Origin of the sequence: Polaromonas sp. CG_9.7, from assembly GCF_015752205.1 — a bacterium.
Taxonomy (GTDB): Bacteria; Pseudomonadota; Gammaproteobacteria; order Burkholderiales; family Burkholderiaceae_C; genus Polaromonas.
Genome location: NZ_JADOVG010000001.1, coordinates 343,147 through 356,124 on the forward strand (window position 1 = coordinate 343,147; position 12,978 = coordinate 356,124).

The 12,978-nt window shown below is 56.9% G+C and carries 12 protein-coding genes; 6 read left to right on the forward strand and 6 right to left on the reverse strand.

Annotation, left to right across the window (positions count from 1 at the left end):
* Positions 1-25: 25 nt before the first annotated feature.
* From mgtA to IWX87_RS01620, 6 genes are all read right to left on the reverse strand, one after another.
* A complete protein-coding gene (gene mgtA / locus IWX87_RS01595; RefSeq protein WP_196861741.1) occupies positions 26-2,773 on the reverse strand; it encodes a magnesium-translocating P-type ATPase in 2,748 nt (915 codons plus the stop codon).
* Positions 2,774-3,004: 231 nt separating this feature from the next.
* Complete coding sequence (locus tag IWX87_RS01600; protein WP_196861742.1) at positions 3,005-3,784, reverse strand: zinc-dependent peptidase; 780 nt, start codon at positions 3,782-3,784, stop codon at positions 3,005-3,007.
* Between the two features lie 10 nt (positions 3,785-3,794).
* Complete coding sequence (locus IWX87_RS01605; protein ID WP_196861743.1) at positions 3,795-4,598, reverse strand: UDP-2,3-diacylglucosamine diphosphatase; 804 nt, start codon at positions 4,596-4,598, stop codon at positions 3,795-3,797.
* A gap of 34 nt (positions 4,599-4,632) precedes the next feature.
* Positions 4,633-5,142: a peptidylprolyl isomerase gene (locus IWX87_RS01610; RefSeq protein WP_196861744.1), complete on the reverse strand. Its 510-nt coding sequence runs from the start codon at positions 5,140-5,142 to the stop codon at positions 4,633-4,635.
* A gap of 21 nt (positions 5,143-5,163) precedes the next feature.
* Positions 5,164-5,772, reverse strand: a complete 609-nt coding sequence (locus tag IWX87_RS01615) for a peptidylprolyl isomerase (RefSeq protein WP_196861745.1) — start codon at positions 5,770-5,772, stop codon at positions 5,164-5,166.
* Between the two features lie 34 nt (positions 5,773-5,806).
* Complete coding sequence (locus tag IWX87_RS01620) at positions 5,807-6,373, reverse strand: tetratricopeptide repeat protein (protein ID WP_196861746.1); 567 nt, start codon at positions 6,371-6,373, stop codon at positions 5,807-5,809.
* Positions 6,374-6,675: 302 nt separating this feature from the next.
* Here IWX87_RS01620 and cysS point away from each other — a divergent pair, with 302 nt between their 5' ends.
* The 6 genes from cysS to tilS all read left to right on the forward strand — a co-directional run bounded on the left by cysS (position 6,676) and on the right by tilS (position 12,933).
* Entirely contained in the window at positions 6,676-8,067 is a 1,392-nt protein-coding gene (gene cysS / locus IWX87_RS01625; protein WP_196861747.1) for a cysteine--tRNA ligase, read from the forward strand.
* A gap of 61 nt (positions 8,068-8,128) precedes the next feature.
* The gene (locus tag IWX87_RS01630; protein WP_196861748.1) at positions 8,129-8,833 is read left to right on the forward strand and encodes a DNA-3-methyladenine glycosylase; all 705 of its coding nucleotides are present in this window, start codon (positions 8,129-8,131) and stop codon (positions 8,831-8,833) included.
* Positions 8,834-8,895: 62 nt separating this feature from the next.
* Positions 8,896-9,876, forward strand: coding sequence for an acetyl-CoA carboxylase carboxyltransferase subunit alpha (locus IWX87_RS01635; RefSeq protein ID WP_196861749.1), 981 nt, complete (start codon positions 8,896-8,898; stop codon positions 9,874-9,876).
* A 56-nt stretch (positions 9,877-9,932) separates the two neighbouring features.
* Complete coding sequence (locus IWX87_RS01640) at positions 9,933-11,084, forward strand: hypothetical protein (protein WP_196861750.1); 1,152 nt, start codon at positions 9,933-9,935, stop codon at positions 11,082-11,084.
* Positions 11,085-11,885 carry a hypothetical protein gene (locus IWX87_RS01645; protein WP_196861751.1) on the forward strand — a complete coding sequence of 267 codons (801 nt, stop codon included), beginning with the start codon at positions 11,085-11,087 and terminating at the stop codon, positions 11,883-11,885.
* A gap of 91 nt (positions 11,886-11,976) precedes the next feature.
* Complete coding sequence (gene tilS, locus IWX87_RS01650) at positions 11,977-12,933, forward strand: tRNA lysidine(34) synthetase TilS (protein ID WP_370583726.1); 957 nt, start codon at positions 11,977-11,979, stop codon at positions 12,931-12,933.
* Positions 12,934-12,978 lie beyond the last annotated feature (45 nt).

Below are 12,978 nucleotides of genomic sequence, written 5' to 3' on the forward strand. Positions count from 1 at the left end.
CGCGTTGCCAATTTTCCGACTTTGTCTACTGCCAGCCAAAACGCCGGATGTAATAGCGTTTCATCAGCGTTGTCAGCACCGCGTAGCCCAGCAATATCGCCACCAGCCAGCCAAAGTAGGCCATCGGCAGCGCTTCGAGCTTGAAATAGCTGGCCAGCGGTCCCATCGGCAGAAAAATACCCGCCACCATGATGAGCAGCGTCATGACCAGCAGGGGCCAGGCCGCGCGGCTTTCAATGAACGGGATTTTCGGCGTGCGGATCATGTGCACGATCAGTGTTTGCGTCAGGAGGCCGACGACAAACCAGCCCGACTGGAACAGCGTCTGGTTGTCGAGTGAATTGGCCTTGAACACGTACCACATCACCACAAACGTGGTGATGTCGAAAATCGAGCTGATCGGCCCGAAAAAAATCATGAAACGGCGGATATCGTCGGGGTTCCATTTCAGGGGCTTGCTGACCAGTTCGGCATCGACGTTGTCAAACGGAATGGCGATTTGCGACACGTCGTACAACAGGTTTTGCACCAGCAGCTGCAGTGGCAGCATCGGCAAAAATGGCAAAAACACACTCGCGATCAGCACTGAAAACACGTTGCCAAAGTTTGAGCTGGCTGTCATGCGGATGTATTTCAGCATGTTGCTGAAGGTCTTGCGGCCTTCGATCACGCCTTCTTCGAGCACCATCAGGCTGCGTTCGAGCAGGATGATGTCGGCCGCTTCCTTGGCAATATCGACAGCGGTATCGACCGAAATGCCGATGTCGGCGGCACGCAGCGCCGGCGCGTCGTTGATGCCGTCGCCCATGAAGCCGACGACGTGGCCGTTGCTGCGCAGGCTGCGCACGATGCGCTCCTTGTTCAGCGGCGAGAGCTTGGCAAAAATGGTGTGCTGCTCGACCGCTTTGGCCAGTGCCTGATCGTTCATCGTGTCAATTTGCGGACCCAGCACGATGCCTTCGACCACCAGGCCAACCTGACGGCAGACTTCGGCCGTCACCAGCTCGTTGTCGCCGGTCAGCACCTTCACGGTAATACCGTTCTCGGCCAGCGCCTTGAGGGCGGGCGCCGTCGATTCCTTGGGCGGGTCAAGAAAAGCGATGTAGCCAATCAAGGTCAATTCTGACTCGTCAGCCACCGAGTAAGCCACCTGATCGGGCGGAATTTCCTTCATGGCGACGGCCACCACACGCAGGCCGTCTTCGTTCAGGTCGCGGGTGACATGGTGCACCCGCGCCAGCATGGCGGCGTCGAGCCGCACTGTCTGGTCGCCGTCGCGCACATGGGTGCAGGCGGCGACGACTTCTTCCACCGCACCCTTGCAGATCAGCTCATGGTGATGCTCGCGTTCCGACACCACCACCGACATGCGGCGGCGCTGGAAATCAAAGGGGATTTCATCGATCTTTTTGTAATTTTCGGTCAGCTGCAGGTCGGTGAGCACCTCGACATGCTCCAGCACGGCGCGGTCCAGCAGGTTTTTCAGGCCGGTCTGGTAGTAGCTGTTGAGGTAGGCAAACCCCAGCACCTCTTCGGATTCGTGGCCAAACACATCGGTGTGGCGGGCCAGCGCAATCTTGTCCTGCGTGAGCGTGCCGGTCTTGTCGGTGCACAGCACATTCATGGCGCCAAAGTTCTGGATGGCATCCAGCCGCTTGACGATGACTTTTTTGCGCGACAGGATCACCGCGCCTTTGGCCAGTGTTGAAGTGACGATCATGGGCAGCATTTCAGGCGTCAGGCCGACTGCCACCGACAACGCAAACAAAAACGCTTCGGTCCAGTTGCCCTTGGTAAAGCCGTTGATCAGCAGCACGATGGGCACCATGACAAAGGCGAATCGGATCAGCAGCCAGCTGACCTTGTTGACGCCGACCTGAAAGGCATTGACTTCGGAAGTGTTGGCGGTGACGCGGGTGGCCAGCGTGCCGAAATAAGTGCTGTTGCCGGTGGTCAGAATGACCACCGTGGCCGATCCCGACACGACGTTGGTGCCCATGAACACCAGATTGGCCATCTGCAACGCGCTGTCCACTGAACCCTTGGCATCCGGAAATTTTTCGACCGGCAGCGATTCGCCGGTCATGGCCGACTGGCTGACAAACAGGTCCTTGGCCAGCATCACCCGGCTATCGGCCGGAATCATGTCGCCGGCCGACAACAGCACGATGTCACCCGGCACCAGTTGCTTGATGTGCAACTCGATCTGGCCGGCGGGCTGCATGCCCGGTACGTTTTCGGGTGGATGGCTTGTGTCAGCGGCTTGTTCCACACGCCGGATCACGGTCGCGGTGTTGCTGACCAGCTCTTTCAACGCCAGGGCAGCGTGGTTGGAGCGCCTTTCCTGAATGAAGCGGATCAGTGTCGAGAGCGTCACCATGCTGCCGATCACGATGGCCGCCTTGATGTCTTCTGTGAAATAAGACACGACGGCCAGCACGGTCAGCAACAGGTTGAACGGGTTTTTGTAGCTCAGCCACAGGTGCAGCCACCAAGGCATGGGCTTTTCGTGTTCCACCTCGTTCGGGCCAACCCGGGCGCGTATGGCGTCGGCTTCGGCAATGCTCAGGCCTTCCTTGCGGGTATTGAGTTGCGCCAGTATGTCGGGCAGGTCTTGCCGGGCCCTTTGCACCAGTTGCTGGTTCAGCTGGTCAGGAACGGCAGCGGCACGGCCTTCCCTGGGCAGCGATTCCAGAATGACCCGGCGGCTAAACAGGTGGCGGGTGTGCCGAGATTCGAGAAAGCGGCCAAACAATTGATTGAAAAAGATCATGGATTTTTTTGTTTTGGCCGGCGTTTTGCCGGATGACCCGCTGGCGTGGCTGGAATCTACACGATTAATGTTTAAGAAACCTTAAGCCTACAAATCCGTGCAGACCGGGCAAGCCGAACGGATCCACGGAGCCAACGGGCTGGCAAGACCTGTCGGGTCGGGTTGTGCCAATCCAATCTAATATGCTATTTAATCTATAGCTATGAACACAATATCTGCTTGCGCAAAAGCCTATTTTTTCTTGAAAAATTGGTCAAACAGTGCGGTCAGGGCAGCAAAGTCCTGGGTGAAGCGTTCGCTGTTCACGAAGTACGCTTCGCAGGCGACGGCAAAGAATTCCGCCGGTGCGCTGGCGCCATAGGCGTCGAGCCAGGGCGGCGCCGCGCCAAAGCGCTCGGCCATGGCGACCTGCTCGCAAAAGCGCTCGTAGGCGGCCTGCATCGTGTCGTGCCAGGCGGCGTGGGCCGCGCGCGAGGGCAGGGGCGGGCAGCCGTCGGCTGCGCCGTCCCGCATGTCGATCTTGTGGATGAACTCGTGGATGACGACGTTGTGGCCGCGCTCGGCCGAATCGCCTGAAGCGGCCACGTCCTGCCAGCTCAGGGTGACCGGACCGCCCTGCATGGCTTCGCCCAGCAGCGCTTCGCGGTAGTCGTGGACCACGCCGGCGGGGTCGATGGCCTTGCGCCGCGCCAGCATGGCGCCGGAATGCACGACGATGCCAGCGAAATCGTCATACCAGTCGAGTCCCAGGTGCAGCACCGGCAAACAGGCCTGTGCAGCAATGGCCACGGCCATGTCGTCGGTCACTTCCAGGTCGTGTGCGCCGGTGAATTCCTTGTGCAACAGGAACCGTCCCACAAGCAGGCGAAGTGACTGCCGGTCGGCACCGGGAAGCCGTGCCAGGAAAGGGTAATGCTGCAGCGTGCGTTGCCAGAGTGCTTCGGGAATTTCCTTGGGGCGCGCGCCGGGCAGGCCCAGGGCGCCTGCCAGACTGTTCAGCCAGTTCAGCATTGCACTGGTCTCATCCAACCGGCAGGGCGATGCGCTGCAGGCCGCTGCTGTCCAGCCGAAGCACCTCGGCGCGCGGCACTCTGGCGCCGGCGTCCCAGTCGCTCAACACCACGCGCGACAGCGCCTTGCCCAGGTCGTGCAACGCAGGCTTGTGGGTGTGGCCGTGAATCAGCGTGCGCGCATGCGCTGTCTCCAGCCACTGGCGGGCAGCGTTGGAGTCCACGTCGCCATAGTCCATGCCGGAGCGCTTGCGCGCTTCACTCTGACTGCGCATCTGGCGCGCCATGGCCTGGCGCTCAACCAATGGCCGGGCCAGGAAGGCTTGCTGCCAGCCGGGGCTGCGCACTTGCTGCCGGAAGGCCATGTAATCGGTGTCATCCAGGCACAGCGCATCGCCATGCGACAGCAACCAGCGCTGTCCGGCAAAGCTCAGTACGGTCGGGTCGTCCAGCAGGCGGGCGTGGCAAGCCGCCATGAAGGCCGGGCCAACCAAAAAGTCACGGTTGCCATGCATGAAAAAAAGTGCCAGCCGGCGGCCTGTCTCGGTCAGCACGCTGGCGCAGCGGTTTTCAAATCCGGATTCGGGGTGGTCTTGGAAATCAGCGCTGACGGCATCGTCGCCGACCCAGACTTCGAACAGGTCGCCCAGTATGAACACCGCATCGGCTGGCGTGTCCCTTAAATAAGCCTGCCAGGCCATGAAGGTGGTGGGCTCGTCGGCGTTCAGATGCAGGTCGGAAATGAAATCGACCGTGCGCCACGATGATGGAGCCACAAGCTCGCTGAAAGGGGGCACGGTCGCAAACGAGGGCATGGAGGACTCAGTCAGGCTCAGTCCGGCTGCCGGGTCAAGCTAGCTCGACGGCTTTTTCGATGATCACGTCTTCAACTGGCACGTCGTCATGAAAACCCTTGCGACCGGTCTTGACGGCCTTGATCTGGTCCACCACCTCGGTGCCGGAAACGACCTTGCCGAACACGGCGTAACCCCAACCCGAAGCGTTCTGGCCGGTGTGATTCAAAAAGCCGTTGTTGCCGACGTTGATGAAGAACTGCGAACTGGCCGAATGCGGCGCGTTGGTGCGCGCCATGGCGACGGTGTACATGTCGTTCTTCAGGCCGTTGGTGGCTTCGTTCTCGATCTCGCCGTCGGTCGGCTTTTGCGTCATGCCGACCGCAAAGCCGCCGCCCTGGACCATGAAGCCGGGAATCACGCGGTGGAACACGGTGCCATCGTAATGGCCCTTGTTGACATAGTTCAGGAAGTTGGCGACCGACTTGGGTGCTTTTTCAGCGTCAAGTTCCAGGGTGATGACGCCGTATTTGGCAATGTGCAGTTCGACTTTTGGATTGCTCATGAAATTTCCTTTAAAAGTGGGTTAATTGACGAGGGTTGCGGATTTGATCATGACCGGCGTCTTGGGAACGTCCGACGGGAAGGGGCCGCCGCTGCCGGTAGGCACAGACTTGATCTTGCCCACGACGTCCATGCCGCTGATAACCTTGCCGAACACGGTGTAGCCGGGGGCTTGCGTGCCCGGGTTCAGGAAGTCATTGTCTTTCACGTTGATGAAAAACTGCGACGTGGCGGAATTGGGGTCATTTGTGCGGGCCATTGCCAGCGTGCCGACGACATTTTTCGGGCCACCCTTGGCCAACGCCTCGCGGCCTTCATGCACCACCGGGGCGCGGGTTTTCTTTTCGGCGTAAGCCCCATCGTAGCCGCCGCCCTGCACCATGAAGTTGTTGATCACCCGGTGAAAAATCGTGCCGTCGTAGTGCTTGTCCTTGACGTACTGGAGAAAATTCTCGACTGTCTTGGGCGCCTTGTCGGGATAGACCTCGACCACGAAATCGCCTTCGCTGGTGGCAAATTTGACCTTGGGCGCGGCCGGATCGGCCGCCAGCGCGACGCCGGCGCTCAGAGTAAGAGCGGCCAGCAGGAGCGTTGCGCTGCGGCGGGTGAAAAGGGTGCGTGAAATGTTCATGGGGTGAATCTTTTTCAAAAGTTAAGTGTTGATTTCAAGGCGCCTTGGCAGGTGCGGCAGCTTTTACGGCAGGTGTCAGCAACTGGTTGACCAGGGCCAGTTTGGGGGGCAGCGCGGCGTTCGCGGCATTGAGCTGCAGCGCACGGCTATAAGACTGGCTGGCCAGCCGCGCATACACGTCGCCCATGTTTTCATGGGCCACGGCATAGCGCGGGTTCAGCCGAATCGCCATGTCCAGCGATTCCCGGGCCTTGTTGAACTGGCCCAGGCCGGCATACAGCACGGCCAGGTTGTTGTAAGGCTCAGGCAGTTCGGGAAAGTCGCGGTTGAGCTGGGCAAAGGTTTCCATGGCTTCAGCGGTCTGGGCAGATCCGCTCTGGATCACGCCCTTGAGGAAACGCATCTGCGGATCGCGCGGCTTGGCGGCCAGGTAGCGATCGGCGCTGGCCAAAGCCTGCGGGAACTGTCCGGCGCTGATCAACTGGTTGACATCGGTGTACTCGTCGGCGTGGACTGCCGGCGCTCCCAACAGCGCGAGCAGCAAAAGGCTGGCCGGCACGAATGACAAGGGTTTGCAGAAAAGAACGGCTCGCAAGGGCATAGGACTCTCGTTGTTTTTGGGCAAACAGGGGACCGCGCCAAGGCGCAATGTGGCTGGCTGGCTAGCCGGCCACAGCCGCATTGGCAGCACCCTGACAGGCATTCGAACCGGCTCGATAGACTGTTTAATTCTAGCCGAGGGGGTATAGTCACCCTCCTTGCCCTGTTGTTCCTTGCCGGTTTTTGCCGAAGAATTTCGCTTCTGTTTCAGCGCCATCGCCGCCGGTGGCGCCCGGATATTCAGGTTTTCCTTTTTCCTTCCTCTGGCATTTTCACGTCAGACCACGCATCCAGACAATTTTCATGAGCCTTCGCATTTACAACACGCTGTCGCGTGCCGCAGAAGATTTTTCCCCTATTGTTCCCGGCCAGGTCCGCATGTATGTTTGCGGCATGACGATTTACGATCTTTGCCACATCGGCCATGCACGCATGATGATGGCTTTTGACGTGGTGCAGCGCTGGCTCAAGGTCAGCGGCTACCAGGTCACCTATGTGCGCAACATCACCGACATCGACGACAAGATCATCAAGCGCGCCGTCGAACGCGGCATCACGATTCGCGCCCTGACCGACGAGATGATTCAGGCCATGCACCAGGACATTGGCGCCCTGGCCATCGAGCCGCCGACACTCGAGCCGCGCGCAACCGACTACGTGCCGCAAATGCTGGCGATGATCGGCACCCTTGAGAAAAAAGGGCTGGCCTACCGTGGCTCGGGCGGCGACATGAACTATGCGGTGCGCAAGTTTCCCGGCTATGGCAAGCTGTCGGGCAAGTCGCTTGACGAGCTGCGCGCCGGCGAGCGGGTGGCGGTGCTTGAAGGCAAGGACGACCCGCTGGACTTCGTGCTGTGGAAATCGGCAAAAGAAAGCGAACCGGAAGACGCCAAGTGGGACAGCGCCGCCTTGGGCCATGACTATGGAAAAGGCCGGCCCGGCTGGCACATTGAGTGCTCGGCCATGAGCTGCGCCACGCTGGGCGAGACGTTCGACATCCACGGCGGCGGGGCTGATTTGCAGTTTCCGCACCACGAGAACGAGATTGCCCAGAGCGAAGGCGCCAACGGCGAGCCGCTGGCGCGCTTCTGGGTGCACAACGGTTTTGTGCGCGTGGACAACGAAAAAATGTCCAAGTCGCTGGGCAATTTTTTCACCATTCGCGAGGTACTGGAAAAGTACGACGCCGAGACGGTTCGCTTTTTCATTCTTCGCGCGCACTACCGCAGCGCGCTGAACTACAGCGACGCGCACCTGGACGACGCGCGCAATTCCCTCAAGCGCTTGTATACCGCGTTAGGCTTGGTCACTCCGGCCGATGTGGTGATTGATTGGTCCAAGCCGTTTGCCGCCCGCTTCAAGGCGGCCATGGACGAAGACTTTGGCACGCCTGAAGCGATGGCCGTGCTGTTTGACCTGGCGGGCGAGGTGAACCGGACCGGTTCGGCCGAACTGGCGGGGCTGCTGAAAAGCCTGGGCGGCTGCCTGGGCCTGCTGCAGGGCCAGCCTGCGGCATACCTGCAAGCCGGCTCCACGCTGGACGACGCCAGCATCCAGGCGCTGATCATGCAACGCGCCGATGCCAAGAAAGCCCGCGACTTCGCGGCTGCCGACCGCATCCGCAGCGAACTGCTGGACCAGGGCATCGTGCTGAAGGACACGTCCCAGGGAACCACCTGGGAGGTGACATCGTGAAACATTCAATATTTTCAAGCCTTTTAGGCCGTTCCCGCATATCTGACGAGTGTTTTAAGCTATGAAAAACATAGTAAATTCAGAGGTCGCCACCTCGGTGCCCATTGAACTGACAGACAAGGCCGGCGCGCCCCAACCGGCCATCGTTGTGCCGCCGTACTGGCATGACGCGTGCAAGCACCTGGTCAAGAAGGACCGGGTCATGAAACGCCTGATTCCGCAGTTCGGCAACACCTGCCTGCAGTCGCGCGGCGACGCCTTCAGCACGCTGGCGCGCAGCATTGTCGGCCAGCAGATTTCGGTGAAGGCCGCGCAGACCGTCTGGCACCGCTTTGCCGCCTTGCCCGCTGAAATGACACCCGCGCATGTGCTGCGCCTGAAGATTCACGACATGCGCGCAGCCGGCCTGAGCGCGCGCAAGGTCGAATACTTGGTCGACCTGTCGATCCATTTCGACGCCGGCCGCGTCCATGTGCAGGACTGGCAGGCGATGGACGATGAAACCATCATTGCCGAGTTGATTGCCATTCGCGGCATTGGCCGCTGGACGGCCGAGATGTTCTTGATGTTCTACTTGACGCGGCCCAACGTGCTGCCGCTCGACGATGTCGGGCTGATCAACGGCATCAGCCACAACTATTTTTCCGGCGAATCGGTCAGCCGCAGCGATGCGCGTGAAGTCGCCGCCGCCTGGGCGCCGTACTGCAGCGTGGCGACTTGGTATATTTGGCGTTCGCTGGACCCGAAAATTGTGCCCGGCGCCTGAGGGCCGGTGTGCCGCGCGCTTCGCAACCTGCCTGACCAAGCATTGAAAGTCTGAGGATTACCATGGCAAAAAAGACCTTTCTCGATTTCGAGCAGCCGATTGCGGAGCTTGAAGGAAAAATCGAAGAATTGCGTTATGTGCAAACCGAGTCGGCGGTCGATATTTCGGATGAAATAGAGCAGCTGGCCAAAAAAAGCCAGCAACTCACCAAGGACATCTACAGCGTCCTGACGCCCTGGCAGATCACCAAGATCGCCCGCCATGCCGAGCGGCCTTACACCCTGGACTACATCCGGGACATCTTCACGGATTTTGTCGAACTGCATGGCGACCGCCATTTTGCCGACGACCTGAGCATCGTCGGCGGCCTTGCCCGCTTCAACGGCAATGCCTGCATGGTGCTCGGCCATCAAAAAGGCCGCGACACCAAGGAGCGCGGTTTGCGCAACTTCGGCATGAGCAAGCCCGAGGGCTACCGCAAGGCACTGCGACTGATGAAGACGGCTGAAAAATTCAGGCTGCCGGTGTTCACCTTTGTCGACACGCCGGGCGCGTACCCGGGCATCGAAGCCGAGGAGCGCGGCCAGTCCGAGGCTATCGGCCGCAACATCTTCGAAATGGCGCAGCTTGAAGTGCCGATCATCACCACCATCATCGGCGAGGGTGGCTCCGGCGGCGCGCTGGCCATTTCGGTGGCCGACCAGGTGGTGATGCTGCAGTATTCGATCTATTCGGTCATCAGCCCCGAAGGCTGCGCGTCGATTTTGTGGAAAACGTCCGAAAAGGCGCAGGACGCGGCCGAAGCGCTGGGCATCACCGCGCACCGGCTCAAGGCGCTGGGCGTCATCGACAAGATCGTCAACGAGCCGGTCGGCGGCGCGCACCGCGACCCGAAGCAGATGTCGGCTTTCCTCAAGCGCGCCCTGAACGATGCCTTCCGTCAGGTCAGCGATTTAAAGGGCAAGGAATTGCTCGACCGTCGCTATGACCGGTTGCAAAGCTATGGGCGTTTTATTGACACAAAAGCTGAATTGATCAAGTAGTGTAACTAAATGAAAGTAAAATACAAATTGTTTCAACTTTGTATTTGAAAGAATTTATGAGTTTTGGTTACATCAAAAATAAGATCCTGTCACCGCTGGTTTGTATAACAATTTTGGCTTTTGCAGCGATAGGTGCTGGTATTTCTTACGGCGTGCTTCTTTCATTCAAGTCGCGCTCAGTCGTTTTGTTCGACAGGAGTATTTCTGAATTCAGAACTCTGCAAGAGCAGGTTAGTAGCGTAGGAGTTTTTGATCGTTACTTGGGTGACGCTAAAATTATTTCGGGAGGGACTGAACTTCGAAACCAAATCGTACGTTCTGGTGACTGGATTTCTCCGATTTTTAGATTCAGTAAGAAGGATGCCAAAGAACTCAGTGGTTTGAAAGATCCCTCTAATCTTTCCGATCTTGTTGGATACGAAATCAGCTACACCTCGTCAGAACCGGAAACTGCGCGCGAAAAAGTCGATCTTCTGGCTGATTATGTCTCTGATGCTTCTCTAAAAATTCAAATTGATAATTTTGTTACGGATACTTTGGCGGCTAAAAATTTACTGCTTACTGCAGCTCTTTTGGAAAGAGACATTGAAGCCTATAACCTGAGTCTTTTAGAAAATCGTCTTAACGACCTTAAACGTTTGGCAGCAAGTTATCCTATAGTTGCTACTGCATCGGAAAGGCAAATATTTAGCATAGAAAAAAATGGCGAACGTTATATGCCATTACCAATGCAAATAATAGCAATTGAAAGAGAGCGGTTCGATATCAAAGAGAAATTGGCGAAAACCCAAAGGCAGGTTGAAGGGCTTCCTAGCGAAGAATCCATGCTCGTAGCGCATGGAAAAATTACTCAAAAAACCAATTCGGGTAAAGATTTAGCTTTCGCTTTGATTAAGGATATTCAGACACGTGTGCCAACCGCCCAGAAAGGCTATGAACTGATTGCGCTGCTGGAGTATGAAAACAAATACTCAAGAATGGTCACAGGTGCTTTTTCGCCAAGTCGATTTATTGTTTCGCCTACTCTCCCAGTAATGCCTGTCAGGTCACCTTTAAAAATAATTGTTTTGTTTGCGGCTTTGGGTGGATTTCTTGCGTTGCTGTGGCAATTTAGTGGGTCTATCAAAATGCTGATCCGCCAATCTAGTGTCGGAGAGATGGGCTTGAACAAATTGACAGGTCTTGCGCCTGTATTGAAAACTTCATAGATGTCCAATCATAAAATCCCCCAATTTTTTATGATTGGACGGACGCATCTCATCATAGTGTTTATGCTGACAGGTGTTTTGATAAATGTAAGTGCTGCGACTATTTCAACAAATTGGATTTATAATGTTTCAGTTGTTTCGGGAGCACCTACTCCCGATGCCGCAGCCAAACTGATTGTTGGCGCAGCAGGGTTTTTGGGTTCGGTTGGAATTGGCACTGGCCAAGATACCGGAACTATTGATAAAAATACATATGCATTACGTTCCCAGATTGAAGGGGCACGCTTGTTGACCACTGTCCTTTCCGATCTAAAAGTAATTCGACAGTCCAACGGTCGATTTATTAATGGTGTCGCATTGACCGTTCGCTATACGGATAAACGTGGAAGCAGCGACGAACTGACATCTGTTACCAATCTAACAGCCAAACGGTATGAATTCAGCAAGGGGGGTAAACCCAATGGCACAGAACCTTTCAACGTGGCTGCAAGTGACTTACTAATGGCGCCCTATGCTTTTCTCGGTAAGCCGGCTCCTAACAAACCCAGTTTTCTTGCTGTGAGTGACGGAAAAGGAATTCGTCAAATCAGTCTTTCTCCAAAAGCTGAACTTGTCAAAGTTGCGGGTAAAGAAATTAATGCGATTCGATTTTCAGGTCATACTTCTGTCGGGATTTTTGATTTGTGGGTTCGTGCTGAAGACAGTTATCCTCTGAGAATGCGAATTGGCTTGGGTATCAAATACGGTGCTGTACTGGATCAAATTGCCAAGGATATTCCCACTAATTTAATTTTTCTTTGATGAAAATAATTTGCTCTGGCTAATTCAGCTATTTTGGGGATTTAAATTTTTTTATCCCTTTAATTAAGCCAACCTGAAATCAATTAATCGAATTTCAGTGAGCACATCACCTATCGCAGCAGCTCTTGCGGGATTAAATCCACCCCTGCCCATCGGTGTGGCCTACAGCGGGGGGGCGGACTCGAGCGCGTTACTGATTGCTGCAACCAAATGCTGGCCTGGCCAGATCGAAGCCTTTCATGTTCACCATGGACTTCAAAGGTCTGCCGATGAGTTTGTGCGCGTCTGCACTGCCGTATGTGCAAAATTCCGCGTGCCTATACATGTGGTGAATGTCGATGCCAAGCATGCTGCCGGAGAAAGCCCTGAAGATGCAGCGCGGCGCGCACGCTATGCCGCGCTGGCTACTTCAGCATTGTCACAAGGTATGAAGGGCGTTTTGCTTGGTCAGCATGCTGACGACCAGGTCGAGACGCTGCTGTTGGCGCTTAGCCGAGGAGCTGGTTTGCCTGGCTTGTCGGCCATGCCGGCGCAATTCGAGCGCGGCGGCATGGTGTTTTACCGGCCGCTGCTACAGATTCCTTCCGCCGTCCTGCGCGAGTGGCTCATGTGTCAGCCGGTTGAGTTTGTTGACGACCCGACCAACACCGACGAACGCTACACCCGCAACCGTATCCGTGCACGCTTGTTGCCCGTACTGGCGCAAGCTTTTCCGCAGTTTCGGTCGACTTTCGCTCGCAGTGCGCGCCATGCCGCGCAGGCGCAATCGGTGTTGATAGAAGTCGCCATTCAGGATCTGGCTGCCGCCGGCAATCCGCCTGTCATCACGGCTTTGCAAGCTTTGTCCACGGCACGCCAGGCCAATCTGCTGCGCCACTGGCTGCTGCTACAGCAGGCCACGCCGAGTGCGGCGCAGTTGGATCAATTGCTGCATCAAGTTAGCGCCTGCACCACCCGGGGCCACCGGATTCACCTCAAGGTGGCCAATGGTCACGTGACGCGGCAGGGAGGCGCACTGCATTACACCGCCAGTTACGCAGAACCATGATCAAAAATTGCGCTGGCTATAATTGAGAGCTTTGCTGCCGAGCTG

What these genes read in the sequence shown, in the direction of transcription:
- mgtA (WP_196861741.1), bottom strand. Translation starts at nt 2,773, where the DNA reads ATGATCTTTTTCAATCAATTGTTTGGCCGCTTTCTCGAATCTCGGCAC.
- IWX87_RS01600 (WP_196861742.1), bottom strand. Translation starts at nt 3,784, where the DNA reads ATGCTGAACTGGCTGAACAGTCTGGCAGGCGCCCTGGGCCTGCCCGGC.
- IWX87_RS01605 (WP_196861743.1), bottom strand. Translation starts at nt 4,598, where the DNA reads ATGCCCTCGTTTGCGACCGTGCCCCCTTTCAGCGAGCTTGTGGCTCCA.
- IWX87_RS01610 (WP_196861744.1), bottom strand. Translation starts at nt 5,142, where the DNA reads ATGAGCAATCCAAAAGTCGAACTGCACATTGCCAAATACGGCGTCATC.
- IWX87_RS01615 (WP_196861745.1), bottom strand. Translation starts at nt 5,772, where the DNA reads ATGAACATTTCACGCACCCTTTTCACCCGCCGCAGCGCAACGCTCCTG.
- IWX87_RS01620 (WP_196861746.1), bottom strand. Translation starts at nt 6,373, where the DNA reads ATGCCCTTGCGAGCCGTTCTTTTCTGCAAACCCTTGTCATTCGTGCCG.
- cysS (WP_196861747.1), top strand. Translation starts at nt 6,676, where the DNA reads ATGAGCCTTCGCATTTACAACACGCTGTCGCGTGCCGCAGAAGATTTT.
- IWX87_RS01630 (WP_196861748.1), top strand. Translation starts at nt 8,129, where the DNA reads ATGAAAAACATAGTAAATTCAGAGGTCGCCACCTCGGTGCCCATTGAA.
- IWX87_RS01635 (WP_196861749.1), top strand. Translation starts at nt 8,896, where the DNA reads ATGGCAAAAAAGACCTTTCTCGATTTCGAGCAGCCGATTGCGGAGCTT.
- IWX87_RS01640 (WP_196861750.1), top strand. Translation starts at nt 9,933, where the DNA reads ATGAGTTTTGGTTACATCAAAAATAAGATCCTGTCACCGCTGGTTTGT.
- IWX87_RS01645 (WP_196861751.1), top strand. Translation starts at nt 11,085, where the DNA reads ATGTCCAATCATAAAATCCCCCAATTTTTTATGATTGGACGGACGCAT.